The 26,146-nt window shown below is 32.9% G+C and carries 29 protein-coding genes; 22 read left to right on the top strand and 7 right to left on the bottom strand.

From position 1 onward, the window contains the following. Positions 1-93: 93 nt before the first annotated feature. Genes hisG through hisIE form a run of 8 tightly spaced genes read left to right on the top strand, consistent with a single transcriptional unit; the run spans position 94 to position 7,106 of the window. Entirely contained in the window at positions 94-951 is an 858-nt protein-coding gene (gene hisG, locus MTX13_RS12790; RefSeq protein ID WP_250436229.1) for an ATP phosphoribosyltransferase, read from the top strand. 1 nt (position 952) lies between these two features. Then, the gene (hisD, locus tag MTX13_RS12785; protein WP_250436220.1) at positions 953-2,236 is read left to right on the top strand and encodes a histidinol dehydrogenase; all 1,284 of its coding nucleotides are present in this window, start codon (positions 953-955) and stop codon (positions 2,234-2,236) included. Between the two features lies 1 nt (position 2,237). Further along, entirely contained in the window at positions 2,238-3,290 is a 1,053-nt protein-coding gene (gene hisC / locus MTX13_RS12780) for a histidinol-phosphate transaminase (RefSeq protein ID WP_250436219.1), read from the top strand. Then, entirely contained in the window at positions 3,287-4,423 is a 1,137-nt protein-coding gene (gene hisB / locus MTX13_RS12775; protein WP_250436217.1) for a bifunctional histidinol-phosphatase/imidazoleglycerol-phosphate dehydratase HisB, read from the top strand. The genes hisC and hisB overlap by 4 nt, the downstream gene beginning before the upstream one ends. A 10-nt stretch (positions 4,424-4,433) precedes the next feature. Next, positions 4,434-5,018, top strand: a complete 585-nt coding sequence (gene hisH, locus MTX13_RS12770) for an imidazole glycerol phosphate synthase subunit HisH (protein ID WP_250436215.1) — start codon at positions 4,434-4,436, stop codon at positions 5,016-5,018. Between the two features lie 2 nt (positions 5,019-5,020). Then, the gene (hisA, locus tag MTX13_RS12765) at positions 5,021-5,752 is read left to right on the top strand and encodes a 1-(5-phosphoribosyl)-5-[(5-phosphoribosylamino)methylideneamino]imidazole-4-carboxamide isomerase (RefSeq protein ID WP_250436213.1); all 732 of its coding nucleotides are present in this window, start codon (positions 5,021-5,023) and stop codon (positions 5,750-5,752) included. 2 nt (positions 5,753-5,754) lie between these two features. Beyond that, on the top strand, positions 5,755-6,510 hold the full coding sequence (gene hisF / locus MTX13_RS12760) for an imidazole glycerol phosphate synthase subunit HisF (RefSeq protein ID WP_250436212.1): 756 nt from the start codon (positions 5,755-5,757) through the stop codon (positions 6,508-6,510). After that, positions 6,510-7,106: a bifunctional phosphoribosyl-AMP cyclohydrolase/phosphoribosyl-ATP diphosphatase HisIE gene (gene hisIE, locus MTX13_RS12755; protein WP_250436203.1), complete on the top strand. Its 597-nt coding sequence runs from the start codon at positions 6,510-6,512 to the stop codon at positions 7,104-7,106. The genes hisF and hisIE overlap by 1 nt, the downstream gene beginning before the upstream one ends. Positions 7,107-7,143: 37 nt before the next feature. On the opposite strand, the gene MTX13_RS12750 is transcribed toward hisIE, so the two are convergent. Beyond that, the gene (locus MTX13_RS12750) at positions 7,144-7,575 is read right to left on the bottom strand and encodes a hypothetical protein (RefSeq protein ID WP_250436193.1); all 432 of its coding nucleotides are present in this window, start codon (positions 7,573-7,575) and stop codon (positions 7,144-7,146) included. A 200-nt stretch (positions 7,576-7,775) separates the two neighbouring features. On the opposite strand from MTX13_RS12750, the gene MTX13_RS12745 reads away from it, so the two are divergent. The 7 genes from MTX13_RS12745 (at position 7,776) to MTX13_RS12715 (ending at position 11,884) form a co-directional block, all read left to right on the top strand. Beyond that, positions 7,776-8,459, top strand: coding sequence for a tRNA pseudouridine synthase A (locus MTX13_RS12745; protein ID WP_262920490.1), 684 nt, complete (start codon positions 7,776-7,778; stop codon positions 8,457-8,459). Between the two features lie 170 nt (positions 8,460-8,629). Next, positions 8,630-9,133, top strand: a complete 504-nt coding sequence (locus MTX13_RS12740; protein WP_250436181.1) for a Dps family protein — start codon at positions 8,630-8,632, stop codon at positions 9,131-9,133. Between the two features lie 42 nt (positions 9,134-9,175). Further along, positions 9,176-10,081 (top strand): mechanosensitive ion channel family protein, encoded by a 906-nt coding sequence (locus tag MTX13_RS12735; RefSeq protein WP_250436173.1) that lies wholly within the window; start codon positions 9,176-9,178, stop codon positions 10,079-10,081. Between the two features lie 49 nt (positions 10,082-10,130). Further along, on the top strand, positions 10,131-10,295 hold the full coding sequence (locus tag MTX13_RS12730; protein WP_250436171.1) for a DUF1328 domain-containing protein: 165 nt from the start codon (positions 10,131-10,133) through the stop codon (positions 10,293-10,295). 47 nt (positions 10,296-10,342) lie between these two features. Next, positions 10,343-10,522, top strand: coding sequence for a hypothetical protein (locus tag MTX13_RS12725; protein ID WP_250436169.1), 180 nt, complete (start codon positions 10,343-10,345; stop codon positions 10,520-10,522). Positions 10,523-10,572: 50 nt separating this feature from the next. After that, entirely contained in the window at positions 10,573-11,130 is a 558-nt protein-coding gene (locus MTX13_RS12720) for a hypothetical protein (protein WP_250436167.1), read from the top strand. A 76-nt stretch (positions 11,131-11,206) separates the two neighbouring features. Beyond that, entirely contained in the window at positions 11,207-11,884 is a 678-nt protein-coding gene (locus MTX13_RS12715; RefSeq protein ID WP_250436166.1) for a DUF2461 domain-containing protein, read from the top strand. Here MTX13_RS12715 and MTX13_RS12710 read toward each other — a convergent pair. Further along, positions 11,877-12,290 (bottom strand): glyoxalase, encoded by a 414-nt coding sequence (locus MTX13_RS12710; RefSeq protein ID WP_250436164.1) that lies wholly within the window; start codon positions 12,288-12,290, stop codon positions 11,877-11,879. The two genes, MTX13_RS12715 and MTX13_RS12710, sit on opposite strands and share 8 nt — an antisense overlap. Positions 12,291-12,462: 172 nt before the next feature. On the opposite strand from MTX13_RS12710, the gene MTX13_RS12705 reads away from it, so the two are divergent. Further along, positions 12,463-13,350 carry a DUF72 domain-containing protein gene (locus MTX13_RS12705; RefSeq protein ID WP_250436162.1) on the top strand — a complete coding sequence of 296 codons (888 nt, stop codon included), beginning with the start codon at positions 12,463-12,465 and terminating at the stop codon, positions 13,348-13,350. 3 nt (positions 13,351-13,353) lie between these two features. Next, positions 13,354-13,746, top strand: a complete 393-nt coding sequence (locus MTX13_RS12700; protein WP_250436160.1) for an acyl-CoA thioesterase — start codon at positions 13,354-13,356, stop codon at positions 13,744-13,746. On the opposite strand, the gene MTX13_RS12695 is transcribed toward MTX13_RS12700, so the two are convergent. Both MTX13_RS12695 and MTX13_RS12690 read right to left on the bottom strand, forming a co-directional pair. Then, positions 13,743-14,981, bottom strand: coding sequence for a mechanosensitive ion channel family protein (locus tag MTX13_RS12695; RefSeq protein WP_250436158.1), 1,239 nt, complete (start codon positions 14,979-14,981; stop codon positions 13,743-13,745). The genes MTX13_RS12700 and MTX13_RS12695 overlap by 4 nt on opposite strands. A 4-nt stretch (positions 14,982-14,985) precedes the next feature. Then, a complete protein-coding gene (locus MTX13_RS12690; protein ID WP_250436131.1) occupies positions 14,986-15,261 on the bottom strand; it encodes a DUF3817 domain-containing protein in 276 nt (91 codons plus the stop codon). A gap of 216 nt (positions 15,262-15,477) precedes the next feature. Between MTX13_RS12690 and MTX13_RS12685 the strand changes: the two genes are divergently transcribed. Further along, positions 15,478-16,803 carry a T9SS type A sorting domain-containing protein gene (locus MTX13_RS12685; protein ID WP_250436123.1) on the top strand — a complete coding sequence of 442 codons (1,326 nt, stop codon included), beginning with the start codon at positions 15,478-15,480 and terminating at the stop codon, positions 16,801-16,803. A gap of 3 nt (positions 16,804-16,806) precedes the next feature. Here the strand turns inward: MTX13_RS12685 and MTX13_RS12680 are convergent, their stop codons facing one another. Beyond that, complete coding sequence (locus MTX13_RS12680) at positions 16,807-18,996, bottom strand: T9SS type A sorting domain-containing protein (RefSeq protein ID WP_250436121.1); 2,190 nt, start codon at positions 18,994-18,996, stop codon at positions 16,807-16,809. Between the two features lie 120 nt (positions 18,997-19,116). Between MTX13_RS12680 and MTX13_RS12675 the strand changes: the two genes are divergently transcribed. The 3 genes from MTX13_RS12675 to MTX13_RS12665 all read left to right on the top strand — a co-directional run bounded on the left by MTX13_RS12675 (position 19,117) and on the right by MTX13_RS12665 (position 23,946). Further along, positions 19,117-21,957: a M16 family metallopeptidase gene (locus tag MTX13_RS12675; RefSeq protein ID WP_250436119.1), complete on the top strand. Its 2,841-nt coding sequence runs from the start codon at positions 19,117-19,119 to the stop codon at positions 21,955-21,957. 66 nt (positions 21,958-22,023) lie between these two features. Further along, a complete protein-coding gene (locus tag MTX13_RS12670; RefSeq protein WP_250436117.1) occupies positions 22,024-22,704 on the top strand; it encodes a hypothetical protein in 681 nt (226 codons plus the stop codon). Between the two features lie 18 nt (positions 22,705-22,722). After that, positions 22,723-23,946 (top strand): class I SAM-dependent rRNA methyltransferase, encoded by a 1,224-nt coding sequence (locus MTX13_RS12665; protein ID WP_317238882.1) that lies wholly within the window; start codon positions 22,723-22,725, stop codon positions 23,944-23,946. Here MTX13_RS12665 and rlmF read toward each other — a convergent pair. After that, positions 23,931-24,797, bottom strand: a complete 867-nt coding sequence (gene rlmF / locus MTX13_RS12660; RefSeq protein ID WP_250436113.1) for a 23S rRNA (adenine(1618)-N(6))-methyltransferase RlmF — start codon at positions 24,795-24,797, stop codon at positions 23,931-23,933. The genes MTX13_RS12665 and rlmF overlap by 16 nt on opposite strands. 92 nt (positions 24,798-24,889) lie before the next feature. Between rlmF and MTX13_RS12655 the strand changes: the two genes are divergently transcribed. After that, on the top strand, positions 24,890-26,008 hold the full coding sequence (locus MTX13_RS12655; RefSeq protein ID WP_250436112.1) for a DEAD/DEAH box helicase: 1,119 nt from the start codon (positions 24,890-24,892) through the stop codon (positions 26,006-26,008). Here MTX13_RS12655 and MTX13_RS14415 read toward each other — a convergent pair. After that, the gene (locus MTX13_RS14415; protein WP_262920489.1) at positions 26,005-26,139 is read right to left on the bottom strand and encodes a hypothetical protein; all 135 of its coding nucleotides are present in this window, start codon (positions 26,137-26,139) and stop codon (positions 26,005-26,007) included. The genes MTX13_RS12655 and MTX13_RS14415 overlap by 4 nt on opposite strands. Between the last annotated feature and the right edge of the window lie 7 nt (positions 26,140-26,146).

The raw sequence follows: 26,146 nt of genomic DNA, 5'->3' as shown, positions 1-26,146 counted from the left end.
GAGTAAATCAAGCGGGTTTATTTTTTATTAAAAAACACTCCTAAAGGTTTACTCAAACACAAACAAAAGATTCCCGCTTTCTCGGGATTTAGTATGAGTAAATTAAAAATAGCGGTTCAAAAATCAGGAAGACTTCATGACGATTCTATGAAAATCCTAAAAGATGTAGGTATTTCAATAGATAATGGTAAAGATCAACTCAAAGCTTCAGCTAGGAACTTTCCTTTAGAAGTTTTTTATTTACGTAATGGTGACATTCCACAATACTTGCGTGATGGTGTTGTAGATGCGGCAATAATTGGTGAAAATGTTCTTATTGAAAAAGGGCAGGATATAGCTATTATTGAAAAGCTAGGTTTCTCAACTTGTAAAGTATCAGTTGCTGTTCCTAAATCTTTTAAATACGAAAACATTAGTGACCTACAAGGAAAGCGCATTGCTACATCTTATCCTAATACAGTTAATCAATTTTTAAAGTCAAATAAGGTAGAAGCCAATCTTCATATCATAAACGGCTCTGTTGAAATAGCTCCTAATATCGGACTAGCCGATGCTATTGTAGATATTGTTTCTAGTGGTAGTACACTCTTTAAGAACAACTTAAAAGAAGTTGAAGTCATTTTAAAATCTGAAGCTGTTTTGGCTGCTTCACCATTAATTTCTGAAGAAAATCAAGCTATTCTAGACAGATTACAATTTCGATTTCAATCGGTTTTAAAGGGGAGACAATCAAAGTATGTGTTACTAAATGCTCCTGATGAAAAACTTAATGATATAATAAAAATATTACCAGGTATGAAAAGCCCAACGGTTTTACCTTTAGCAGAAAAGGGTTGGAGCTCAATACACTCGGTAATTAATAAAAATGAATTTTGGGAAATTATAGATGAGCTTAAAGCTAACGGAGCTCAAGGAATTCTTGTTTGTCCAATTGATAATATGGTAATTTAATATGAAAACACTTAAAAACCCTAAAAGAGAAAATTGGTCTAACATATTACAAAGACCAACTCAAACAGTTGAAAACATTGAAAATACTGTAAATCAAATTTTTATTGATGTTAAGCGAAATGGTGACAAAGCTATATCAAAATATACAGCACTATTTGACGGTGTTAAACTAACTAATAGTGTGGTTACTACAGATGAAATTAATACAGCTTGCAGTCAAATTTCAAACGAATTAAAGTTAGCCATTTCAACAGCAAAACAGAATATTGAAAGCTTTCACACTGCTCAAAAAACAAGTAAAATTCAAATAGAAACAACACCAGGTGTTAATTGTTGGCAAGAAAAACGTCCCATTCAAAAAGTTGGTTTGTATATTCCAGGTGGAACAGCGCCTTTGTTTTCAACCGTATTAATGCTTGCTGTTCCTGCCCAAATTGCAGGTTGTAAAGACATTGTTTTATGTTCGCCGCCAAATAAAGAAGGGCAGATTGCTAACGAAATATTATATGCCGCACAACTTTGTGGAGTCACAAAAATTATAAAGGTTGGTGGTATTCAAGCCATAGCAGGTTTAACCTTTGGAACAGAAACCATTCCTAAAGTATATAAAATTTTCGGTCCTGGAAATCAGTTTGTAACCGTTGCAAAGCAGCTAGCAACCAAATTTAATGTCGCTATTGATATGCCTGCCGGACCAAGCGAACTTTTAGTTTTTGCGGATAATTCTGCCAATGCAAGTTATGTAGCTTCTGATTTATTAAGTCAAGCAGAGCATGGTACAGATAGCCAAGTTGTTTTAGTTTCTACGTCAAAAACGCTTATTACAAACGTTGAAACCGAAATAGAAAAGCAAAAACGTGAATTACCAAGACTAGACATAGCCAAGCAAGCCATTGCTAACTCTAAATTAATTTACGTTGATTCAGATGCTGTTGCGCTTGATTTAATTAATGATTATGCTCCTGAACACTTTATTATTTGTTCTAAAAATGAAACGTATTTTATTGATGGTATTCAAAATGCAGGTTCTGTTTTTATAGGGAATTACACACCAGAAAGTGCGGGCGATTATGCTTCAGGAACCAATCACACATTACCTACAAACGGCTTTAGTAAAGCCTATTCTGGTGTCAATTTAGATAGTTTTACAAAGAGTATTACTTTTCAAAAAATAACCTCTGAAGGCTTAAAAAACATAGGAAATACTATTGAACTTATGGCCGAAGCTGAAGGGCTTCAAGCGCACAAAAACGCCGTATCAATTAGATTAAAAGACTTGAAATAATATGAATGCACTTTTTGATATAAACAAGTTGGTAAGATCTAATATTAAAACCATTAAGCCATATGCGTCAGCTAGAGATGAATACAATGATTTACGTTCTGATATGATGTTTCTAGATGCCAATGAAAACCCATTTGAAAATGGTGTAAATAGATATCCAGATCCGCAACAAACGGCTTTAAAACAGCGTTTGGCAGACATAAAGAAAATACCACAGTCGCAAATTCTATTAGGAAATGGAAGCGATGAAGTGTTAGATTTAATTTTTAGAGCATTTTGCGAACCCAATTGTGATAAAATTATCACATTGCCACCAACGTACGGAATGTATAGTGTTTTAGCAGATATTAATGCTGTTGAAAATATAGAAGTGCCGCTAAACACACTTGATTTTCAACCAAAAGTTGATGACGTTTTACGAGCGTCAAATGAGCAAACCAAACTATTGTTTTTATGTTCACCTAACAATCCGACTGCTAATAGTTTAGAATCTTCTAAAATTGAAAAACTAATAAGTAATTTCAAAGGCATTGTTGTGATTGATGAAGCATATATTGACTTTTCTAAAAATGAAAGTTGGTTGAATAGAATAAATGAATTTCCAAATTTAATAGTAACACAAACACTATCAAAAGCTTACGGTTTAGCTGGAATTAGGCTTGGAGTTTGCTATGCTTCAGTTGAGATTATTTCGGCTTTAAATAAAATTAAGCCACCTTATAATGTTAATGAACTAACGCAAGAGCGCGCTTTAAAACACCTCAATAATTTAAACGAAGTTAATGAACAAATTCAAACGTTATTAGAATCAAGAGTACGAATAATAGAAACATTAAAATCGATTAGTTTTATTGATAAAACCTATCCATCTGATGCTAATTTCATCTTAATCAAGGTAGATAATGCAACAGCACGTTATAATCAGTTAATAAAAACAGGGATTGTTGTTCGTAACAGAACAAATCAATTAGGATGTGAAAACTGCTTACGAATTACAGTTGGCACAAAAGAAGAAAACAACAAGCTTATACAAGCATTAAAATCCATAGCATGAGTAAAAAAGTATTATTTATAGATCGCGATGGCACACTTATAAAAGAACCTGCTGATGAACAAATAGATGCATTTAGCAAACTTATTTTTTATCCTAAAATATTTCAGTTTTTAAGCAAAATCGCCAAAGAGTTAGATTATGAAATCGTCATGATTACAAATCAAGATGGTTTAGGAACTGCCTCTTTTCCTGAAGAAACTTTTTGGCCTGTTCATAATTTCATTGTTGAAACATTTAAAAACGAAGGCATAACGTTTGATGAGCAGTTTATTGATAAAACGTTTGCTAAAGATAATGCACCAACAAGAAAGCCAAATACAGGTTTGTTAACCAAGTATTTCTCTAAAGATTACGATTTAGAAAACTCTTTTGTTATAGGCGATCGCTTAACTGATGTAGAATTAGCGAAAAATTTAGGAGCAAAAGGTATTTACATAAATGATAATACGTTTTTAGGAACGGATGAAATTACTGTAAACCAAAACGATTTAAACAATTTCATTGCATTGGAAACTAACGATTGGGAAAAAATATACGCGTTCTTAAAAGCCGCAGATAGGACAGCGAGCATAGAAAGAAGCACCAATGAAACTCAAATAAAAATAGCTCTTAATCTTGATGGTACAGGAAAAAGTGCAATAGATACAGGTATTGCGTTTTTTGACCACATGCTTGACCAAATTGCGCGTCATGGTCAACTTGATTTAGATATTTATGTAAAAGGCGATTTAGAAGTTGATGAACACCACACTATAGAAGACACAGCCATAGCTTTAGGTGAGGTTTTTAATAAGGCATTAGCAAATAAATTAGGTATAGAACGTTATGGGTTTTGCTTACCAATGGACGACTGCTATGCACAAGCAGCTATTGACTTTGGCGGAAGAAATTGGCTTGTTTGGGAAGCTGATTTTAAACGTGAAATGATAGGAAAGATGCCAACGGAAATGTTTTATCACTTTTTTAAATCATTTACTGATGGCGCCAAATGTAATTTAAATATAAAAGCAGAAGGAACCAACGAGCATCACAAAATTGAAGCGATTTTCAAGGCTTTTGCTAAAGCAATTAAAATGGCTGTAAAACGCGATGTTGAGAAAATGATTTTACCATCAACAAAAGGAATGCTTTAAGAATAATTTTATGAAAGTAGTAATAATAGATTATGGCGCAGGAAACATAAAAAGTGTTCAGTTTGCTTTCAAGCGTATTGGGTTAGATGCTGCGTTATCAAAAGACTCTGGAACCATACAACAAGCAGATAAGCTTGTTTTTCCTGGAGTTGGTGAAGCCAGCAGTGCTATGAAAAAATTAAAAGAATCTCAACTTGATTTGATAATCCCCAAGTTAAAACAACCTGTATTAGGTATTTGTTTAGGTATGCAACTTATGTGCAATAAAACAGAAGAAGGTAACACCAAAGGTTTAGGGATTTTTGACGTATCTGTAAAAAAGTTTTCAAATCAACTTAATAAAGTTCCTCAAATGGGTTGGAATAATGTGTTTGATTTAAAATCAAAATTGTTCTCAAACATAAACGAACAAGAATATATGTATTTAGTGCACAGCTACTATGTGGAGCAATGCGAATATGAAATTGCAAGCACCAATTATGGTGTCAACTATGCCTCTGCATTACAAAAAGATAATTTTTATGGTGTGCAATTTCATCCAGAGAAGAGTAGTGCGGCAGGAGAGAAAATATTAAAAAACTTTATTGAATTATAATTATGAGAATTATTCCGGCAATAGATATTATAGATGGTAAATGTGTGCGATTGACAAAAGGTGATTACAGCACAAAAAAAATATACAATGAAAACCCTATTGAGGTTGCTAAACAGTTTGAAGGAGCTGGTATTGAGTATTTGCATTTGGTAGATTTAGACGGAGCTAAGGCAAAGCATATAGTAAATTATAGGGTGTTAGAGCAAATAACATCTAAAACTAGTTTGAAAGTTGATTTTGGAGGAGGTTTGAAGTCTAACGAAGATTTACACATAGCATTTAATTCTGGAGCCAAACAAGTAACAGGTGGAAGTATTGCAGTAACCAATACAGAATTGTTTGAGAGTTGGATAGTGAATTATGGCAGTTCAAGAATTATTTTGGGTGCAGACTGTAACAATTACAAGGTCGCTGTTAACGGTTGGCAAAAGAGTAGCCAATTAGAAGTTCTTCCATTTATTAAGGATTATCAAAAAAAGGGAATACGCTATGTAATTTGTACTGACATAGCTAAAGACGGCATGCTACAAGGACCTTCATATGATTTATATAATGATATCATACAGAACTGCTCCAGTAGTAATGGCCAGTCCGTGAAATTAATAGCATCAGGTGGTGTAACATCTTTAGATGACTTGAATAGGTTAGAACGTTTAGGTTGTGAGGCAGTTATCATTGGAAAGGCTATATATGAAGGTCATATTCAGTTAAGGGATTTAGAAAAGCAATATTGACCATGCTTACAAAGAGAATTATACCATGTTTAGATATAAAAAATGGCCGCACAGTTAAAGGTGTAAATTTTGTTAACCTTCGTGATGCTGGTGATCCTGTTGTTTTAGCAAAACAATATGCTCGTAATGGTGCTGACGAATTGGTGTTTTTAGACATATCTGCTACGCAAGAAGCCCGAAAAACTACAAGAGATATGGTTTTAAAAGTTGCAGAGCAAGTCAATATACCATTTACTGTTGGTGGTGGTATTTCATCCGTTGAAGATGTAGATATATTACTTAAGAATGGTGCAGATAAAGTATCTGTAAACTCATCAGCGATAAAACGTCCAGACTTAATAAACGAATTGGCAAACAAATTCGGAAGCCAATGTGTTGTTGTTGCCATTGATGCTAAACAACTTGAAGGTAAATGGAAAGTCCATTTAGCTGGTGGAAGCATTCCTACAAATCTTGATTTATTTGAGTGGGCAAGGGAGGTAGAACAACGAGGCGCAGGAGAGATTTTGTTTACCTCAATGAACCATGATGGCACAAAAAACGGATTTGCCAATGAAGCACTTTCAAACTTATCTCAAGAATTACGCATTCCTATAATTGCTTCCGGTGGCGCAGGCTCTAAACAACACTTCGTTGATGCATTTAAAAAGGGTAAGGCAGATGCAGCTTTAGCAGCTAGCGTATTTCATTTTGGAGATATCCCAATTAAAGATTTAAAACAAGAATTAAAAAATAACAATATAGAAGTTAGATTATAATGACAATTAATTTTGATAAGAATAAAGACGGACTTGTTCCAGCTATCATACAAGATGTTGAAACAAAAACAGTTTTAATGTTAGGTTATATGAATGATGAAGCCTATAAAAAAACACTAAAAACCGGATTAGTAACATTTTATAGCAGAACAAAACAACGATTATGGACAAAAGGAGAAGAAAGTGGTAATGTATTACAATTAGAAAATATTACAATAGATTGTGATAATGACACCTTATTAGTTCAAGTAAAACCATCTGGACCAACATGTCATACAGGGAGCGATACCTGTTGGAATGAAGAAAATATATCGTCATTTGGTTTTATTTCAAAGTTAGAAGCAACTATAAAAGACCGAAAAGAAAATTTCAGTTCTAATGAATCTTATGTAGCATCATTATTTAAAAAAGGCATTAATAAAATTGCCCAAAAGGTAGGAGAGGAAGCGGTAGAAGTTGTTATTGAGGCAAAAGACACTAATGATACGTTGTTTTTAAATGAAAGCGCAGACTTACTATTTCACTATTTAATTTTGCTACAAGCAAAAGGTTTTTCGTTGTCAGATGTGATAAAGGAACTAAAAAAAAGACATTAGATTTCTAATGCCTTTTTTGGATTTAGTGTTTGTTCTTTTATGAAAGCCAACCTTTAGATGCAGATTTTTTTGAAAACCAAATCAAGAATACACAAAAGATAATAATCATTATTGGCATGATTGTTCCAGAAAATTGATCCATTAATGCAGGTCCTTCAGATGTAAACCACCAGATTTGCTGGATAGTTGCTGCTAAAAAGGATAAAATTAGAACTGGGGTAGCTAGTTTCTTTTTCAGTAAGAGCAATAAACATCCTAGTGCTCCAGCAAAAACAGCGATGGCAAATAATGCCGTTACCCATGCTGGTCTAGCATCAAGTAAAGCAATTTGTTCAGGAGTCATTTGAGACATAACAGCTTCCGTTCGATAAGCCTGTTGAATATAGGCATTAACACCCATTAAATTCCATAATAAAGCAATAATGCTTACAATCCAAAACCAGATTGCAGGTTTGTTTGATTCAGTCATTTTTTAAGTATTTAGTTAGTTTCTATATTACAATTTATAAAAAATTTGTTAGATACTTAAAATACAGTATTTTCGAACGGTTTTAAAAATTCAATAACGTGTTTGAGCAAAAACGTTTCTATTATCTTGTTAAATGCCAGTATTTAGGTTACAGATTTCATGGTTGGCAAAAGCAACCTAGCTTAAAAACGTTGCACTTAATGATAGATAAAACCTTAAATTATATACTAGAAGGCAAGCGGTTTAAAACATTAACTTCCGGTAGAACAGATGCTATGGTTTCTGCAAACGAAGCAGCTTTCGAATTGTTCCTATATCATGAAATAGAAGAATTAGATGACTTTTTAAAGTTGTTTAATTATAATCTACCTCAAGACATTCGTGCTTTAAGTATTGAACCTGTTACGGAAAGCTTTAATATTATTCAAGATTCTAAAGTTAAAGAATATCTTTATGTTTTTGCATGTGGTGGTAAGTTCCATCCATTTTGCGCACCTATTATGACAACCATTTTAGATGAGCTAGATGTTGAGCAGATGAAAACCGCAGCAAAACTGTTTGAAGGGAAGCACTATTTAAAATCGTACTGCTATAAAGCTACAGACAAAGGTGTTTATGAGAGAGAAATTGATGTATGCGAAATAACAGAAAACAAAACATTCACCGCTAATTTTTTTCCTAAAAAATCCTATCTACTGCGTGTAAAAGGAAATGGCTTTATGCGTAATCAAATAAGGCTCATGATGGGAGCTCTTATACAAGTAGGCAAAGGTGAATTATCACTACAGGATATAGAAAACAGCCTACATCCAAACCATAACATTTCAATAAATTATATTGCTCCAGCTTCAGGGTTAATCCTCAATAAAGTTGATTTTTTGTAGGAAAAAGCGATATAAAATTTGTTAATTCCTTTAAGAAGCCGGCCCGTTCTTTAACTTAAATTTTTGTTAATAGAAACTTAATACCGTTAAAGCCTGTTAAACCACTTGACATTTTTAATCTAGCCCATAGTTTATAATCGTAATTAATTTAAAACCAAAAAAATACGATTATGAGTTATTTGAACATGAAAGATGAAAATTTATTACCAGTTGTTGAAGAATTAAATACACTTCTTGCAGATTACCATATTTACTATCAAAAGTTAAGAAGTAACCATTGGAACATTTTGGGTAAAAACTTTTTTGACTTACACATGAAATTTGAAGAAATGTATAATGATGCAAAAGTAAAAATAGATGAAATTGCTGAGCGCATCTTAACCTTAAGGTTTCATCCAATGAGTACGTTTAAAGATTATTTTAAAGTCTCTGCTATTACAGAGAAAGATAATCTAGTTACTGATAAGGATATGGTTCAAGAAACTTTAAATGACCATAAAATTCTTCTTAAGCAAATGAGTCAAGTTATTGAAAAAGCTGAAGCCATTTCAGATGAAGGGACTATTGACTTAATAGGTGCTTACATAAGAGAACTGGAAAAGACAAGCTGGATGTTAAATGCTTGGTTAAAGGACACAAAAGATTCTTTAAAAAAATCGCCTATGGAAGTCTAGCTTGAACCAAACAGAATTATTAATTACTAAAAGCATGATATTATGAAAGAGCAATTAGCAGAAGCATTTAGCAATTTAATAAGCAAATTAAAAGGTTGGTTTAATACAGTTATTGAATATCTTCCAAATTTTATATTAGCATTATTAGTCTTATCAGCTGCTTATTTTATAGCTAAATACGTAAACAAAATCACCAAAAAAATTGTTGATAAGCGAGTAAAAGACGAAGCAGTGAGCAGTATGGTTTCCAGAATAACTGCCGTAGTAGTTGTTCTAGCTGGATTATTTTTGGCTTTAGGAATCATGAATTTAAATAAAGCACTCACTTCATTATTAGCAGGTGCTGGTGTTGCAGGTTTAGCTATTGGTTTAGCCTTACAAGGTACTTTAGCAAATACTATTTCTGGAATTATTTTATCGTTTAGAAAGAAAATTCAAATTGGTAATTGGGTTGAAACTAATGGGTATTCTGGTGAGGTAATCGATATCAATATGAAAGATTTTACTCTAAAAGAAGCCGATAACAATATAGTGGTCATTCCTAATAAAATGATTCTTGAAAACCCACTCAAAAACTATTCATTAACAACTAAAATGCGCGTGTTTTTAGAATGTGGTGTGAGTTACGATTCCAATCTTGAAAAAGTAGAATCTTTAACCAAGAAAGTTATAGCAAATACTTTTGATCAAGTTGAAAGCCCTGAAGATGTTGAATTTTACTTTACCGAATTTGGAGATAGCTCTATAAACTACTTATGCCGTTTTTGGATAGATGCTGAAAGCATGTTAGAAAAAATGCGTGCTAAAACACAAGCCATTATCGCAATCAAAAAAGCTTACGATAAAGAAGGTATCACAATACCATTCCCAATTCGAACTTTACAATTTGACAATAAACTAAAGTTTGACAACCCTGTCAAATTTCAAGAAGAATTCTCTAATAACTAGAGTGGGCTAATAACAATTAAGCCTTAATACTAATTTAAAAAACAAAATTATGTTACGTTGGACAATCACATTTGTAATAATTGCAATTATAGCTGGAATACTTGGTTTTGGCGGAATAGCCGGAGCATCAGCAGGAATAGCTAAAATATGTTTCTTTATTTTTTTAGTACTATTTGTTGCATCCTTATTAAAAGGCTTGTTAAGTACTAAATAGAAACAAGAATAGAAACAAAAGAACATTAACCATTAAAATTCAATACGATGAAAAAATTATTAGTAGCATTTGTTTTCTTATTTACTTTATCAACTGTGTTTACAGGATGTAGAGATGAAAAGGGACCAAGTGAAAAAATTGAAGAAACAGCAGAGGAAGTTGGAGATAATGTAGAGGAAGCTGCTGATGAAGTTGGAGATGCAGTAGAAGATGTTGTAGATGATTAATCCATACTTCACAATTAAAATTTAATAATAACCTTAAAAACTATATAGCAATGAAAAATTTAATTTATATATCGATATTCTTATTTTCTGGAGCCTTATTTGCTCAAGATAAACCAAGAAGTATGTCAGAAACTACAGAAGTAAAAACCGTTAAGATTAACAATGGTGAGAAGGTTGTAGAAAACAAAATTAAAGTAACGACCAAAGAGGAAAAAGAAATAAAACTAGATAAGGCTGACGCTGGAAAAGTAAATCAAGATATGGTTATACACGATGATAAAACAGTTACCAAAACCATTGCAATTGATAATGATAATGACCCGTTTTACGATTCTGAAATTGAACTTGTAACCTATGTTAGAGATGGGAAACAGTATGACTTTGTCAAGAAATCTAACGGATTTTCGGTAACTAGCAATAATACTAAAAGTGTGTTTGGTAACGCATTGAAAACAAGTTTAGATGACAGATATTATATCTTTAACAACAAGGACTATTCAGGTATTGGATATTTTACAGATGAAGGCAATTTCGTTATAGAGTATTATGATACAGAATCTAATTCCTTAATGACAACTAAATTTATGACTATAAAGTCTAATAAATAATAGACCGTTATAGATTAATAAAAATGCCTCAATAAACTGAGGCATTTTTTTATAACTTTATAAAAATTATTACGATATGAAAACGCTTTCCAACGACGTCTTAAATTTTTTAAAGAAATTAGAAAAAAACAATAATCGTGATTGGTTTAATGAAAACAAAAAAGAGTTTAAAGTACTTGAAAATCAAGTGAAAGCTTTTTACAGTGAGTTGTTTACTATGTTAAAGACTCACGATGATGTTGATAGTTCCAAAATTTTTAGAATTTATCGTGACGTTCGCTTTTCAAAAAATAAACAGCCTTATAAAACACATTTTGGTGGTTCATTTCACAGAAAAAAACCACAGCTTAGAGGCGGATATTATTTACATATAGCACCTAACAATGAATCGTTTATTGCCACGGGTTTTTGGGAACCCAATAAGGATGACTTATTAAGAATTCGTAAAGAGTTTGAAATGGATGCTGCTGAAATGAGGGATATTATGAATAAGCCTTCTTTTAAAAATATTTGGGGAAATTTGGTGGGCGACGAACTAAAATCGGCACCCAGAGATTTTGATAAAAACCACCCTGATATTGATTTAATTAGAAAGAAGCAATACATCTTCACTAAAAAATATAAAGATTCGGAGGTCTTATCCAACAATTTTTTGGACGAAGTCAATAATTCATTTAAAGCCGTAAGACCATTTTTTGATTATATGAGCGATGTACTAACTACAAATCTAAATGGTGAATCACTAATTAAATAGCCTCTAAAACTGTGTCTTTTTGAAATAATTGAATATCGCTAATAAAACGTTCCTTAACAATATTCATCATACGCTTATTTAATGCAGATGAGTTTGAAATGTAGAAACTATATTCTTCTACAGTAAATTGGCCAATAATCATTCCTTTTAGAGAATTCCTAAATTTCATGTCCTTATGTATGGCATTTTCAATATAGTGAATCTGTTTTTCAACAGACAAACCATAAAAAACATTTTTGTGTTTAGCAACGTAGTTTTTAAATACAGCCACAAACAAATCACTTTGCATTTTAATAATGGGACGTAAAGTCTTGTTTTGAAAGCGTTCATCAGGACTCATGGTGTCAAAAAATAATGCCGAAGAAATTTCTGGTCGACATTGTAATAGGCTTGTAGATCGGTTCATGATTTTAGTTTTACTAAAAATATAAATTCAAATAGCTTATATAGGTCGACTTCAATTTCAATATTAACAGCGTTATCAACAATGGGTTTTATGCATTTTAAAATTAGGCTTAATTATTAAAGTATTTTATTTTACTAATCGTAACCATTATCTTTGATTAAAACCGAAAAAAATGAAATTTGGAAGCGTTGACAATCCAGAAAATATAGATTTTACTTTAAAACCTGATCATATAGATACAGCACGAGTACTCAATAAAGTGAAAGATGACAATGTTCCTGAAATATATGTAGGCTGTGCCAAATGGAACAAAGCCGATTTAAAAGGTTTTTATCCTAGAGGAACAAAAGATGAATTAAGTTATTATTCCAGACAGTTTAATGCTATAGAATTGAATGCTACGTTTTACAGAATTTTCCCTGCAGAACAATTTGCGACATGGTATGAAAAAACACCAGAGGGTTTTAAGTTTTTTCCTAAACTCAATCAGGAAATTAGCCATTGGAAAAGGCTAAACGATGTACAAGCTGTTGTTGAAAATTACCTTTATAATGCATCTAATCTAAAAGAAAAGTTGGGGACAATATTTTTACAGATGCACAATAATTTTGCACCAAAAGATTTTGATAGAGTAGTCCACTTTGTTGAAAATTGGCCAAAGGAGTTGCCATTGGCCATTGAGTTTAGGCATACAGATTGGTATAACGATGAAGCAGTTTCAAATCAATTGTACGATTTATTGGAATCCAATAATATTTCAAATGTTATTGTTGATACTGCTGGAAGAAGAGATTTAATGCATATGCGATTAACTAACCCTACAGCTTTTGTTCGCTATGTTGGTGCTAATCACCCAAGCGATTATACACGTTTGGATGATTGGGTTATTAGACTGAAAGAATGGCAAGAACAAGGCATTAAGGAAATAGATTTTTTTATACATCAAAACATAGAAAAAGAATCACCATTACTGTCTGCCTATTTTATTAAAAAATTAAATGAAGAATTAGGGTGCGATTTGAAAATCCCGAACGATGATTCCCAGCAAACATTATTATAATTTATGAGATTTCACACGCGAAAATGGGTAAAACCCGAAGACTTAAATCCTAATGGTACGTTATTTGGAGGCCGATTATTGGCTTGGATAGATGAAGAAGCTGCTTTATACACTTTAATTCAGCTTGAAAACAAACGTATTGTTACCAAATTTGTATCTGAAATTAATTTTATGAGCTCGGCTAAACAAGGAGATATTGTTGAGTTGGGAATGGAGGTTGTTAAATTTGGCAAATCTTCAATCACTTTACGTTGTGAGGCTAGAAATAAAATGACTCGTGAAACCATATTGACAATAGATAAAATTATAATGGTTAATCTTGGTGAAAATGGTAAGCCTAAACCTCATGGCAAAACCCAAGTAGAGTTCGTTAGCGATAGGTTGAAGTCAGATTAGTTTACCTTACCAGAAATATCCTCAAAAACTTCAAGTTTAAAGTAGGGAACTGCGGCAAGTAAATGATCAAAAATATCAGCCATAATGTATTCGTAGTTTGCCCAACGTTTATCACTGCTAAAAGCATAAATTTCTAAAGGAATACCTTTAGAATTCGGTGCAAGCTGCCTAATCATAATGGTCATATCTTTATTAATGGCAGAATGATTAGTTACATATTCTTGTGCATATTTTCTAAATACACCAAGGTTAGTTAGGTTTCTACCATTTATCAGCAAATCTTTATTGGCACCAATTCTTTCGTTATACGAATTAATGTCCTCTTGTCTGGATACTAAATAATCTGTTATTAAATCTATTGTTTTAAGGGCTTGAATATCATCATTTGTTAAATACTTAATGCTAGTAGCTTTGAGTATTAATGCCCTTTTAATTCGTCGCCCACCAGATTCTTCCATACCACGCCAATTTGTGTATGCTTCACTTATAAAAGCATAAGTAGGTATAATCGTTACGGTTTTATCAAAATTTTGAACTTGTACACTGTTTAAATTAATAGCAATAACATCACCATCTGCTCCATATTTTGTCATGGTTATCCAATCGCCAATCCTAATTGTATCGTTAACAGCAAACTGAATACTGGCAACAAACCCCAAAATGGTATCTTTAAAAATAAGTAGCATAACTGCAGAAGCAGCTCCAAGAGTGGTGAAAAATTTTATAATGGAAATATCTGTAACAATTACTACAGCTACTGCAAAGCCCAATACCCAAAGGGCAATCATTACAACCTGTATATAACTAGCAATAGGCTTGTCCTTTAAACGTTTAATACTTTGAAAATATGACTCGAATGTTTTTAAAACACTTCTAATAATCCATATAATTAAGAAAACTGTGTAAAGCTTTAAAATAGTTTCAATGGGTTGTTCAAAATGCGGATAGTCATAAAATACAATAGGAAAGAACTTAATCGTTATAAGAAGCGGGACAACATGGGCAATATTCCTAGGCGCTTTGTGTTTAACCAATAAGTTGTCAAAATTAGTTGAACTTCTTGATGCAAAATTATTAAACGCTTGCACCAATACCTTTCTGGTGATAAAATCTGTAACCCACAGCACCACCAGTAGTATAACTAAAAGTATGGCCATGTTCAAGAATTCCGCAGTGGATTTAGATACATTGGAACTTATAAAATAATCGTAAAAAAAACGTGAATATTCAGTCATACTGTTATTGTTTTAAATATACTCTATCAACATAGAAAGTGCCAAAAGGAATAATTGAAGCCAATAAAACTATACGCATTGTTTTTTTATCCCACTTTAAATTAGCTCCAATTATCACTGCCAATACTATATAGGCAATAAATAACAAACCATGTGGCATGCCAAGCCATTTTACATATTTTGGTTCATTTAGAAAATATTTTATTGGTGTTGCAATAAATAGCAATAATATATATGATATGCCTTCAAAAAGTGCAATAACTCGAAACAATTGTAACATAAATTGAATTTTATAGGTGCAAAAATACGATTCCTATATCTACAATTCTACAATTTTATGAATAAGTGTTTTTATTCTGCAAAAATCACTTAATCAAGTAGCTTACCGATTAAAACTTACGAATAACGAATATAATCGTTACAACAAATTGTAACACATATTTTTAATCCCAAGAAAAGAATATATTTAGAATTGGCCTCAAAACTAATAATATTAATGTCTAATTATATTATAGCAATTTTATGTGTTATAATATTTCCTTCTACGTCTTTTTCTCAAACAACCTTAATTCCCGATCCAAGTTTTGAGCAAGCGTTAATTGAAGCAAATATTGACACAAATGGTCTTAATGGAAATATATTAAATAGTGATGCTGAAGGTGTAATTACACTAAATATCTTTAATAAAAACATTACAAGTTTAGAAGGTATTGAAGCTTTTGTAGATTTAAAATATTTGTACTGCTATTTTAATAACATTCAGTATTTAGATGTCCAGAATAATTTGGAATTAGAAGTTTTGGACATAGAAGATAATAGCATTGAAGAGTTAGACATTTCTAATAATATAAACTTAAAGCAAGTATACATTAGCAATAATCTATTAGATGAGCTTGACATTACTAATAATGTTGAGTTAGAGCTGTTATCGTGCAACTTGAACAACATTTCAGAGCTTGATGTTTCTAATAATCTAAATTTAGAAGTGCTTTGGTGTTACTCAAATAATCTTTCTGAATTGAATTTCACTAACAATGTATTGTTGGAATCGCTGTTTTGCGGAGAAAATAACATCACAAATTTAGATATAAGTAATAACAGCTTGTTACAATCTATTTCTTGTGCAGGTAATAATCTTCAAACATTAAATGTTTCAAATTGTTTGGATTTAAAATATTTAGATGCCAGTGGTAATAATCTAAATACACTTGATATAAGCTCTAATTGGTTTTTAAAACGATTATTGTGTAATAACAATAATATTTCAGATTTAGAATTAAGCACAGCTGAAGATTTGTTGTTATTTTATGCTAGCGGTAACCTATTAACCGAGATTGACTTGTCTAACAATCCTGAATTAAAGTATGTTCATTTAGATGGCAACAATTTAACTTCAGTTGATATGCGTAATGCAGAAAATTCTGAAATTTCTGATTTTAACGCAACAAGTAATCCAAACATGACTTGCCTGTTTGTTGATGATATGGAAGCCGATTTTTTAAGTGAATGGGAAATAGATGCAGCTACTACTTTTGTTGAAACTAATGAACAGTGTAATGCATTGAATGTTAAAGAAGAGGTTGAAGTTCCTGTAATAGCTTTTAATATGTATCCTAACCCAGCAACCAACTTGCTGAATATTGGTATTGGGAATAATGCAGGAAATTTTGAAATTTACAATACAAACGGTCAATCTGTAATAACTAAAAGCTTGAACAAGGGCCTTAATGAAATAGATATAAGTTCAATGAGTTCTGGTATTTACGTGATTAAAGTTCAATTTGATAATCAGATTATTGTTAAAAAACTAATAGTAAACTAATTATTAGTTTTTCACTACCTTTTTAATACTTACAATTTCATTTTTTGAATTACTTAATCTCACAAAATAAATACCTTTCTGTACCGAAGCAATTGACATTTTTTGGCTGTTAGTTAATATTGTATCAGTTTTTATAATCTTACCATCAATGCTATAAACTTCAATTTTAAGAGGTTCATTCAAATTATGTTTTACAGTAAATTCGTTTTCAAATGGTACAGGATATATAGATACGGTATCATTAATTAAACTGAAGTTATCAGTACTTAAAGTACCATTAAAATATTCAAGGGCTAAATTGAAAGCTTCAATCCCTATCTTTTCACCAATTATTCGGCCACGAATATCATCAATAGGAGGATGGATACCACCCCAAATTCTAGATAAACTAGTTTGATCTGAAGCATCACGATAAGTAGCCCATTGTAATGTCATGTCAGCAGATGGTCCAGGTTCGAAAACCAAAAAGTTGTTGGCTTGTATATCAAAAGTACCCATACCTCCAGGAAAAAATGGATCACCTGTAATTAAAGTTAATACTTCTGCGGCAGCTCTTGAGAACGTTGAATGTCCAGATAAATAACCCGCAAAAGGCGGTGTAACAAAAGTGGCACGTTGATATGGCCACCATTTTTCACCTAAAATCCAATCTACACCAGCAATGTCGGTAGTTGGATCCGTAATATAGTCTGGTCCTTTCCATGCGTAAATTTGAACTTTTCCAATGTTCGCTGGATCTTCAATTGCTAATGGGTCTCCGGTTTCAACCAATTCAATATAGCCTGGAACTAAAGGAATTCCATGTGGATCGTAATTAGGTAGTGAGGCGTCGGTACTTTGCCCTTTTCCTGCCATATATCTAATAGCTGAAATAGGTCTAATATAATCATAATATCCTTTTATTCCCCATGCATTTATAGCGCAATCATGCATGGCTCCACCAAGGGTTAAATAGCTTTTAACATCCCATTCTAAATCACTTAAAACAGGCCCTTGACCATTGAAACGCTTTACGGTTAATGGATGATCATTTACATAATTTAAAATAGTAAACCAATGTCCTGGAGGCGTTTCAGAATCAGGGCCATCAGCCCAAAATTCTGCTAGTACTCGCGCATAATCAGCTCGTTTTACAAGTTGAGGTGCATATGGTGCATTGGTGTAAGGATTTATAGCGTGACCAGTACTGGCATCACCGCCAAAACCAAAGTCATAAAAAGCTTGATACTCTGCAAAAGTCTCTGGAAAATTTTGAGGATCAAAATTACCAATAGCACCTGGAGAAATATCAATCATGGTATTATCAGCTGGATCTAAATGGGAAGACCAAGCAGCTACAAGCGCAAAATGCCATTTATATGGGTCGTCTATGCCATCCTCGTTAGAGTTTTGAATAAAAACCGGAGGACCTGGATCGTTATAAACATAACAATCAAAAGTACCATTGTTATATACGTTTAAATCTTGAGGTTTTAGACAAAACGGAGTAACTTCTCCCCATTCTGGACTTAAAAAATCTGGTGTATTAAGTGGGTAAGCGTTTCCGCTTTGGTCTACAAAAACATCAAATGCCAAAGGCTGCCATCTATTAGGGTTGATAGCGGTATTGTCTTCATACAATTCTAATATTAAAGGGTCGTTAACAGGAGAATAGTATAGGTTATTATATCCGTTTTCTTCATTTGAATGGTCTTGGTTTCCAAATTCTATTATTTTACTTGCTAAATAGTTTCCTAATGCAGCATACGAACCTGTTGAGTAATCCGTAGATGTAAAATTGTCATTATAACCATAATCACCAAATAGCGTATGTATAGATGGTGAAATTTCACTATTATAGGCTGGTGCATTTTGAAAACGATGCTTAATTAAAGTAAATAAAGCATAACTTATAATTTCGTGCCTTGCTGCTTCAATATCACTTGGAGTTGCTATGCCATCAAATGAACAATTGAAGCCTCCAAAATTTTTACCTAAAAAAATTGTTTCAGCTTGACTATCAAATAAAGCCCAAGCATCATACATTATAATGGAGCTATGAAATAAATTCCTGGCATGAACAGTAGGTCTAGCAAAGTCCCCTCTAATAGCGTCTAGAATTTCTTCATTCCAATCTCTCGCCACCGAATGTTGCGCAAAACTAAAATGATTGATAACCAAAAATATACCAAGTAGGAATGTAATTTTTTTCATAAAATGAAATTTTTCTAAAAGTATAAAAAAATGTTAATTACACTCTCTTTTTAGGAAATCTATCGTTAAAAGTCAGACATTTATAGATTAACTTTTAATAACGACCAAAATTTATCGATTATGCGCATTATTAAACTATCTTTTTTAGCTGTTTTGCTTGTTGTTTTTTCTTGCAAGAAAAATGAGGACACTGCATTGGTAGCTGAAACTGAAAAAGAATTTACAATTGATTATGAGAAATTCACATTAGATAATGGTCTTGAAGTCATTATGCATCAAGATACGAGTGACCCTATTGTTGCCGTTGCTACTATTATGCACGTAGGCTCAAACCGTGAAAAACCAGGCAAAACGGGTTTTGCACACTTTTTTGAGCATATGAGTTTCAATGATTCTGAAAATGTACCTGTTGGTGCCAACCGAAAAATGATTCCAGAATGGGGTGGAAGCCGTAATGGCGGTACTTCAAATGATTACACGGTTTATTACGAAGTGGTACCAAAAGATGCCTTTGAGAAAATTATGTGGATAGACTCCGATCGTTTTGGATATATGATCAATACAGTAACAGAGGCTGCTCTTGAACGCGAAAAACAAGTAGTAAAAAACGAAAAGCGCCAACGTGTAGACAATGCACCTTATGGCTATACCGATGAAATTATAAGATCTAATTTATATCCTGAAGGACACCCTTACAATTGGACGGTAATTGGATCGTTACCGGATTTACAGGCTGCTACAATTGATGATGTCAAGGAGTTTTACCATAAATATTATGGCGCAGCCAATGCTACATTGGTTATTGCAGGTGATATTAATTTTGATGAAACCAAAAAACAAGTCGAAAAGTGGTTTGGAGAAATACCTAGTGGTCCAGAAGTTGAAAAGCAAAACCCAATGCCAGTAACTTTAAACAAGACGAAGTCCTTGTATTTTGAAGATAATTTTGCCAAGTTGCCCGAACTTCGAATGGTTTATCCAACTGTTGAAGAGTATCACAAAGATTCTTATGCTTTACAAATTTTGGGTCAATTGTTGAGTGGTAGTAAAAAATCACCATTGTATAAAACGGTTGTTGAAGAACAAAAATTAGCACCTAATATTGGAACTTATCAATACAGTAGTGAGTTAGCAGGAGAGTTTATATTCCGTGTTCGTGCTAACGCAGGCACCGATTTAGATGCAGTACAATCTGCTATCAACAGTGGGTTACAGAAATTTGAAACTGAAGGTGTAAATGAACGTGACTTAAAACGTATAAAAGCGGAATTGGAAACTAACTTGTATCAAGGAATAAGCACGGTATTGAATAAAGCTTTTCAGTTAGGTCAAGACAATGAGTTTGGAGGAGATCCAAGTTACATTACTAAAACAGCTAAACTGACCAATGCAGTAACGGCTAAAGATGTTATGCGTGTATACAATCAATACATAAAAGGTAAAAGCTATGTCATGACAAGTGTGGTCCCAAAAGGCCAATTGGATTTAGCTGTTACAGATTCCAAAGAAGCTACCGTTTGGATTGAAGAAGTTAAGCAAAATGTTGCAAACGAAGAGGTTAGTCAAGGTGAAGAAGCCGAGTACGAAAAGACACCAAGTAAGTACGATAGAAGCGAACCACCATTTGGCGAATTACCAAAATTCAAGATGCCAGATATATGGACAGCTCAATTGGAAAACGGCATGGAATTATATGGCATTGAAAATAATGAAATACCATTAGTACAATTTGATATTACAATCCCTGGAGGTCACTTATTAGATCCAAAAGGTAAGGCTGGAGTAGCAAATTTATTAAGTGATTTAATGATGGAGGGGACTGCTAATAAAACACCAGCTGAATTGGAAGAAGCTTTTGGCTTATTAGGAGCAAGTATTGGTATGTATAGTGCCAACGAAGATTTTCATATTACGGGTTCTTGCTTAACTAAAAACTTTAAAGAGACAATAGCATTAGTAAAAGAGATTCTTTTAGAACCTCGTTGGGACGAAAGCGAATATACGCGATTAAAAAAAGCTTTAGAAACTGGATTGAAGGATCGTGAAGCCAACCCAAATGCAATTGCTAGCTTGGCCTACAACAAATTATTGTATGGAGATGGTCATCCGTTTGCAGTGCCAGGAAGTGGTATGTTGAATACCGTCGAAAATATTACATTGGACGATTTAAAAACCTATTATAAAAACTTGGTTCCGGCCAATGCTTCATTCCACATAGCAGGAGCCATTACTCCTGAAAATACTAAGACTATTTTAGCAACTTTAAACGATTGGGTAGGAGAAGCACCAGAAATTGCAGATTATTCAATTTCTGGAAACAATAAACAAGATTTATTATTCTTTATAGATGTGCCAGATTCTAAACAATCGGTTTTAAATATTGGTAAATTGGCTTTATCGGCTAAAAATGCTGATGCCAATAATCTGGATTTCGCTAACGAAATCATAGGTGGTGGTTCAAGTGGCCGCTTGTTTCAAACCTTACGAATTGAAAAAGGCTATACTTATGGTGCATATTCTGGTGTAGGTAATAGTTTAGAAATAGCACCATATACCGTTCGCTCTAGTGTTCGTGCTAATGCAACGTTGAAATCACTTGAGATAATTGAAGATATGTTAGCGACTTATGCTGAGAGTTTTGGTGAAGAAGAAGTAGAACTTACCAAAAACAAGTTATTGAAGGCAAATACAAGAGCTTATGAAAGTTTAGGAGCAAAATTAGCTCTACTTCGCAACATTAGTAAGTATGGTTATGCTATGAATTATATAGAAAAAGATCAAGAGGAGCTTATTGCTATGACTGTTGATGACTATAAAAATATTATCGATGAGTATTTAGTTGAAGACGATATGATTTATGTGGTTGTTGGAGATAAAGCCACGCAATGGGATGAAGTTCAAAAACTGGGCAAAACCGTTATAGAATTGGATATTTTTGGAAATCCAGTAGTTTCTCAATAACTAAAATTTAAATAATATAAATGCACAGTGATTTAGTTGCTGTGCATTTTTTATTTTTACATCCTTATGAAAAAAATAGTTTTAAACCTTTTTCTTGCTTTCGTTTTTGTTAATGGGCTGTCACAAACCAACAGTTTTATTTATCCTGATTTCATAGGAGAAACTTTTGAGTCAATAAATAATAATTTAGATTGGAAAATTCTTGTAAACGCTAAAGGCGATTTGAATAATGATAACCTTGAAGACTTGGCATTGGTGCTTGAATCAAAAGATAGCGTTCTAGAAAAAAGGTGTACTGGCTGTAAAATCTTAAAACAAAAACCAAGAGTAATCTTGGTTTTAATCAATGAAGATAATACACCAAAAGTAATTGTTCAAAACAATAAGTTTATCGCTAGAGGTGATGAAGGAGGTATGGCCACTTACATTGAACCTGAACTGTCAATAGAAGATGGGCTATTGACTATATTTTATGAATATACACGTTCCAATCAGTCTTATACTTTTAAAAAGGTCAAAAATAATTTCAAAATAGTTAGTGCAAAAAGCATGTATGTTCATGCGGCCAGTGGAAATTACGAAAATGATGAATTTGATTTCTTGAACAATAAGATTATTTCAAAAACTGGGAATATCTCGTTGGAAGGAGAAAAAATTGAGGTTTTAGAAATTAAAGTCAAACCGAAAGGACTTTCTGAATTTGGAGAAATGTATGAATGGGAGGTTGTAGAAAACAAGTATTTATAAATTCAAAATATATTGGAATTGTCAAATCAACTAAACATCCCAGAATACAATAAACTCATTTCACGACTAGCAATTAAATTAAATGCTAATGGCGAACGCAGTGTATTGCAAGGTCATCCTTGGGTTTTTGAAAGCAGTATTGTTAAACAGAACAAGGAAGGACAAACAGGCGATATTTGTATCATCTTTAGAAAACGTGATGATTCGGTTATTGGTATTGGTTTACATGATAAATCGTCACCCATTCGTATAAAAATGCTGCATCATGGCGGCTCGCAAAAAATTGATGATGCCTTTTTTAACAAGGCTATTCAAAGTGCATTTAAAAAAAGGGAAGCCCTTTTAAAAACCAATACCAATAGTTATCGTTTACTCTTTGGAGAAAATGATGGATTCCCTGGACTCATAGCCGATGTTTATGCCAATGTACTGGTTGTAAAGTTATATTCAGCTATTTGGTTTCCTTATTTAAAGCCAATTATTAAAAGTTTAATCGATATCTCTAAAGCAGAAACTGTTGTACTACGGTTAAGCAGAAATCTTCAACAATCCAATATAGATTATTCAGATGGTCAAGTCATTTACGGTGAATTGGAAAATGAGACTGTTCAGTTTGTGGAGCATAGTGTTCATTTTTCAGCTAATGTCATTAAAGGTCATAAAACGGGTTATTTTTTAGATCATAGACACAATAGAAAACGAGTAGGCGAATGGAGCAAAGGCAAAACTGTTTTAGATGTGTTTTCGTATGCAGGCGGTTTTTCGGTTCATGCCTTGGCCAATCAAGCGAAAGAAGTCACAAGTTTGGATATTAGTAAACAGGCTCTGGAGATTGCAGTAGAAAATGGAAAACTCAATGACTATTCCGGAAAACATACTACTATAGCTGGTGATGCGTTTGAAGAAATGGAAAAACTTATTCAATTAAAGCAGACTTTTGATGTGGTTGTGATTGATCCACCAAGTTTTGCCAAGCAACAGTCTGAAATCCATTTAGCCAAAAAGAAATACGCACAATTAGCTAAACTAGGAGAGAAGCTCACTGCAAAAAAAGGGCTTTTGGTTTTAGCGTCTTGTTCGTCTCGTGTTTTAGCTGATTCGTTTTTTGATATCAATCAACAGGTTTTAAAAGCTACAAACCGACCCTTTAAAGTCAATTTAAAAACCCAACATGATTCGGATCATCCTATTGGTTTTCCTGAAGGAGCTTATTTAAAATGTGGATATTATAAATTCGATTGATCTTCAAAACGCCAGGCTAAAATCCGTGATTGTTTTTGACCTTGAGTCATATCAATAACTTTATAAGCTGCTTTTAGTTTATGTAATTGTTTTTGAAGTTTTGGTAAATGCGCACCTTTTGAAACTAACGTTGTAAACCAACCAACCTGTGCTTTAAACTGTACACTTTCCTTTATCATACGCTTAATAAATAGTGCTTCGCCACCATTGCACCATAATTCATGAGCTTGCCCACCAAAATTTAATTCAGAATTAGATTCACCCGTTAAATTACTCCATTTACGTTGCGTGCCTTTTAAAGCTTCCTTTTCCGATGCATGAAAAGGTGGATTGCACATGGTAAAATGATAATACTCACCAAACCTAATAATATTTCTAAAAATATAAGCAGGATTATCTTGGTGACGAATTTCAATATAATCTGAAAGAGCTTCTGTTAAATTCAAATTATGGTGAGCAATATTCACAGCATCACGATTAATATCGCTACCAACCATTTTCCAACCGTAAATCTGGGCAGCTAGAATAGGATAGATGCAATTAGCACCAACACCAATATCCAATCCAACTATTGGTGTATCATTTGTTTGCAATAAATCTGTTAAATGATGAATATAATCTGCTCTTCCAGGAATGGGTGGACATAAATAACCTTCTGGCAGTTGGTAATCCGTTAAGTTATAATGTAAAATCAACAAAGCTTTGTTAAGTTCATAAACAGCATGTGAATTCGAAAAGTCAATAGTTGTATTCTTGTAATTGTTAGTAAACATATGTTTCTTTAATTCAGGATTTATCATCATTAAATTATCAAAATCATATGGCTTGTTATGGATATTGTTTTTGTGCATGTCGATTTACGCTGTATAAAAGCAAATATAATTGAAATACAATAGAGCCATGCTTATAAATAACTATACCTTTGCATTTCAATTTTAAGATTATGAGTTCATTTACAGAATTAGGTGTGGAAAAAGAGTTTATAAAGGCTTTAAAGGAGCTTAATATTAAAACGCCAACACAAATACAAGAAGAAACAATTCCTACTTTATTAACTACTGAAACCGATTTTATTGGTTTGGCTCAAACCGGTACCGGGAAAACGGCTGCTTATGGATTGCCTGTTCTTCATCAAATTGATCCTGATAACACCAACATTCAGGCTTTAATCTTGGCGCCAACTAGAGAATTGGTACAACAAATACAAAAACAGTTATTTAAATTTACCAAATACTGTGATTTGAAAATTTTTGCTGAAGGTGTTTATGGTGGCGAAAGGATGGATAGACAAATTAAAAGATTGCAGCGTACAACCCATATTGTTGTGGCCACACCTGGTAGGTTGCTAGATTTTATTGAACGAGGCGAAATTGATATAAAGAATATTAAAACTTTGGTGTTAGATGAAGCCGATGAAATGTTAAGTATGGGTTTTAAACACGATTTGAATAAAATTTTAAAGTATACCTCTGGAAAGCGTTACACATGGTTGTTTTCTGCTACTATGCCTGAAGACATTCAGCGTATAATTAAGACTTATATGTCACCCAAAGCAATAAAGGTTGAAGTCAATAAAAACAGTTTGGTAAATGCCAATATTACGCATCAATTCATAAAAACATCTATAAAGGATAAAACAAGTGTTCTAACGGGTTTGTTAGATCGATTTGATGAACAACGCGGCATCATTTTTTGTCGTACAAAAGCAGGTGCCAAAAACTTAACAGAAACCTTGCACAATGAAGGTTTTGCAGTTGATGTTTTGGAAGGAGATATGCAACAAAAAGAACGTGATAAAGTGATGCGTGCTTTTAAAAATGAGTCACTAAAGATATTGGTTTCCACAGATGTTTCAGCACGTGGAATTGATGTCACAAACTTGGCTTTTGTAATTCACCATCAATTACCAGAACAAATGGAATACTATACACATAGAAGTGGCCGTACCGCTCGCGCAGGTAAAACAGGACGATCAATAGCACTTGTAGTCCCCAATGAGTTACAGAAAGTACACGATATACAAAAGGCTTTGGATATACAGTTTAAAGAGCTTACAGTTTAATCTGAATCCGTGTCATTTTCAGGAGTATTCTTTTTGCCTCCCATCATAAAGTTTACAAGTACTCCAATTAAAACAAGACATACTAGGGCAAAAATGGCAATCATGATTACGCCATTATTCCAATTAGACATTGCAAGA

This window comes from Hanstruepera flava (assembly GCF_023634025.1).
GTDB classification, from domain to species: Bacteria; Bacteroidota; Bacteroidia; order Flavobacteriales; family Flavobacteriaceae; genus Hanstruepera; species Hanstruepera flava.
This window is presented reverse-complemented; position numbering and strand designations above follow the sequence as displayed.

Excerpts from the sequence above, each read along its gene's own strand:
- MTX13_RS12730 (WP_250436171.1), top strand. The coding sequence starts at position 10,131 with ATGTTACGTTGGACAATCACATTTGTAATAATTGCAATTATAGCTGGA.
- MTX13_RS12750 (WP_250436193.1), bottom strand. The coding sequence starts at position 7,575 with ATGACTGAATCAAACAAACCTGCAATCTGGTTTTGGATTGTAAGCATT.
- MTX13_RS12720 (WP_250436167.1), top strand. The coding sequence starts at position 10,573 with ATGAAAAATTTAATTTATATATCGATATTCTTATTTTCTGGAGCCTTA.
- hisD (WP_250436220.1), top strand. The coding sequence starts at position 953 with ATGAAAACACTTAAAAACCCTAAAAGAGAAAATTGGTCTAACATATTA.
- MTX13_RS12715 (WP_250436166.1), top strand. The coding sequence starts at position 11,207 with ATGAAAACGCTTTCCAACGACGTCTTAAATTTTTTAAAGAAATTAGAA.
- hisH (WP_250436215.1), top strand. The coding sequence starts at position 4,434 with ATGAAAGTAGTAATAATAGATTATGGCGCAGGAAACATAAAAAGTGTT.
- MTX13_RS12725 (WP_250436169.1), top strand. The coding sequence starts at position 10,343 with ATGAAAAAATTATTAGTAGCATTTGTTTTCTTATTTACTTTATCAACT.
- MTX13_RS12705 (WP_250436162.1), top strand. The coding sequence starts at position 12,463 with ATGAAATTTGGAAGCGTTGACAATCCAGAAAATATAGATTTTACTTTA.
- MTX13_RS12690 (WP_250436131.1), bottom strand. The coding sequence starts at position 15,261 with ATGTTACAATTGTTTCGAGTTATTGCACTTTTTGAAGGCATATCATAT.
- MTX13_RS12700 (WP_250436160.1), top strand. The coding sequence starts at position 13,354 with ATGAGATTTCACACGCGAAAATGGGTAAAACCCGAAGACTTAAATCCT.
- MTX13_RS12680 (WP_250436121.1), bottom strand. The coding sequence starts at position 18,996 with ATGAAAAAAATTACATTCCTACTTGGTATATTTTTGGTTATCAATCAT.
- MTX13_RS12670 (WP_250436117.1), top strand. The coding sequence starts at position 22,024 with ATGAAAAAAATAGTTTTAAACCTTTTTCTTGCTTTCGTTTTTGTTAAT.
- MTX13_RS12740 (WP_250436181.1), top strand. The coding sequence starts at position 8,630 with ATGAGTTATTTGAACATGAAAGATGAAAATTTATTACCAGTTGTTGAA.
- MTX13_RS12675 (WP_250436119.1), top strand. The coding sequence starts at position 19,117 with ATGCGCATTATTAAACTATCTTTTTTAGCTGTTTTGCTTGTTGTTTTT.
- MTX13_RS14415 (WP_262920489.1), bottom strand. The coding sequence starts at position 26,139 with ATGTCTAATTGGAATAATGGCGTAATCATGATTGCCATTTTTGCCCTA.
- hisC (WP_250436219.1), top strand. The coding sequence starts at position 2,238 with ATGAATGCACTTTTTGATATAAACAAGTTGGTAAGATCTAATATTAAA.
- hisB (WP_250436217.1), top strand. The coding sequence starts at position 3,287 with ATGAGTAAAAAAGTATTATTTATAGATCGCGATGGCACACTTATAAAA.
- MTX13_RS12710 (WP_250436164.1), bottom strand. The coding sequence starts at position 12,290 with ATGAACCGATCTACAAGCCTATTACAATGTCGACCAGAAATTTCTTCG.
- hisA (WP_250436213.1), top strand. The coding sequence starts at position 5,021 with ATGAGAATTATTCCGGCAATAGATATTATAGATGGTAAATGTGTGCGA.
- hisF (WP_250436212.1), top strand. The coding sequence starts at position 5,755 with ATGCTTACAAAGAGAATTATACCATGTTTAGATATAAAAAATGGCCGC.
- MTX13_RS12685 (WP_250436123.1), top strand. The coding sequence starts at position 15,478 with ATGTCTAATTATATTATAGCAATTTTATGTGTTATAATATTTCCTTCT.
- MTX13_RS12655 (WP_250436112.1), top strand. The coding sequence starts at position 24,890 with ATGAGTTCATTTACAGAATTAGGTGTGGAAAAAGAGTTTATAAAGGCT.
- hisIE (WP_250436203.1), top strand. The coding sequence starts at position 6,510 with ATGACAATTAATTTTGATAAGAATAAAGACGGACTTGTTCCAGCTATC.
- MTX13_RS12735 (WP_250436173.1), top strand. The coding sequence starts at position 9,176 with ATGAAAGAGCAATTAGCAGAAGCATTTAGCAATTTAATAAGCAAATTA.
- rlmF (WP_250436113.1), bottom strand. The coding sequence starts at position 24,797 with ATGCACAAAAACAATATCCATAACAAGCCATATGATTTTGATAATTTA.
- MTX13_RS12745 (WP_262920490.1), top strand. The coding sequence starts at position 7,776 with ATGATAGATAAAACCTTAAATTATATACTAGAAGGCAAGCGGTTTAAA.
- hisG (WP_250436229.1), top strand. The coding sequence starts at position 94 with ATGAGTAAATTAAAAATAGCGGTTCAAAAATCAGGAAGACTTCATGAC.
- MTX13_RS12695 (WP_250436158.1), bottom strand. The coding sequence starts at position 14,981 with ATGACTGAATATTCACGTTTTTTTTACGATTATTTTATAAGTTCCAAT.